A 1,428-nucleotide genomic window follows, 5' to 3' on the forward strand; every position below is an offset into this window, starting at 1 on the left:
CCTGAGACGTGATGCGTACCCGTTGAGGGGAATTCAGTGATCCTATGCTGCCGAGAAAAGCCTCTAGCGAGCTGGTACATGGCCCGTACCCCAAACCGACACAGGTGGTCAGGTAGAGAATACTAAGGCGATCGAGAGAACTGTGGTTAAGGAACTCGGCAAAATGCCCCCGTAACTTCGGGAGAAGGGGGACCACGCCTGGTGAACGGATTTACTCCGGGAGCTGGGTGGGGTCGCAGAGACCAGAGAGAAGCGACTGTTTACTAAAAACACAGGTCCGTGCGAAGTCGTAAGACGATGTATACGGACTGACGCCTGCCCGGTGCCGGAAGGTTAAGAGGACCGGTTAGCCCAGCAATGGGCGAAGCTGAGAATTTAAGCCCCGGTAAACGGCGGTGGTAACTATAACCATCCTAAGGTAGCGAAATTCCTTGTCGGGTAAGTTCCGACCTGCACGAATGGCGTAACGACTTCTCTGCTGTCTCAACCACAGACTCGGCGAAATTGCATTACGAGTAAAGATGCTCGTTACGCGCGGCAGGACGAAAAGACCCCGGGACCTTCACTATAGCTTGGTATTGGTGTTCGGTACGGTTTGTGTAGGATAGGTGGGAGACTGTGAAGCGGGCACGCTAGTGTGTGTGGAGTCGTCGTTGAAATACCACTCTGATCGTATTGGACTTCTAACCTCGGACCATGATCTGGTTCAGGGACAGTGCCTGGTGGGTAGTTTAACTGGGGCGGTTGCCTCCTAAAATGTAACGGAGGCGCCCAAAGGTTCCCTCAGCCTGGTTGGCAATCAGGTGTTGAGTGCAAGTGCACAAGGGAGCTTGACTGTGAGACTGACAGGTCGAGCAGGGACGAAAGTCGGGACTAGTGATCCGGCACCGGCAAGTGGAAGCGGTGTCGCTCAACGGATAAAAGGTACCCCGGGGATAACAGGCTGATCTTCCCCAAGAGTCCATATCGACGGGATGGTTTGGCACCTCGATGTCGGCTCGTCGCATCCTGGGGCTGGAGTAGGTCCCAAGGGTTGGGCTGTTCGCCCATTAAAGCGGCACGCGAGCTGGGTTTAGAACGTCGTGAGACAGTTCGGTCTCTATCCGCCGCGCGCGTAAGAAACTTGAGGAAGGCTGTCCCTAGTACGAGAGGACCGGGACGGACGAACCTCTGGTGTGCCAGTTGTTCCGCCAGGAGCACTGCTGGTTGGCTACGTTCGGAAGGGATAACCGCTGAAAGCATCTAAGCGGGAAGCCTGTTCCAAGATGAGGTTTCTCTCCCACTTGATGGGTTAAGGCCCCCTACAGACCATGGGGTTGATAGGCCAGAATTGGAAGCCAGGTGACTGGTGTAGGTGACTGGTACTAATAGGCCGAGGGCTTACTTATGAAGGTGTTACGCGTCCACTGTGCGGTTTCTGAAACAACA

General features: G+C 54.9%; 1 rRNA gene. It reads left to right on the forward strand.

From position 1 onward, the window contains the following. Window positions 1-1,388: ribosomal RNA gene (locus ACFWUP_RS31325) — 23S ribosomal RNA — on the forward strand; the annotation flags it as partial. Window positions 1,389-1,428 lie beyond the last annotated feature (40 nt).

Origin of the sequence: Nocardia sp. NPDC058658, assembly GCF_042716665.1 — a bacterium.
GTDB lineage: Bacteria > Actinomycetota > Actinomycetes > Mycobacteriales > Mycobacteriaceae > Nocardia.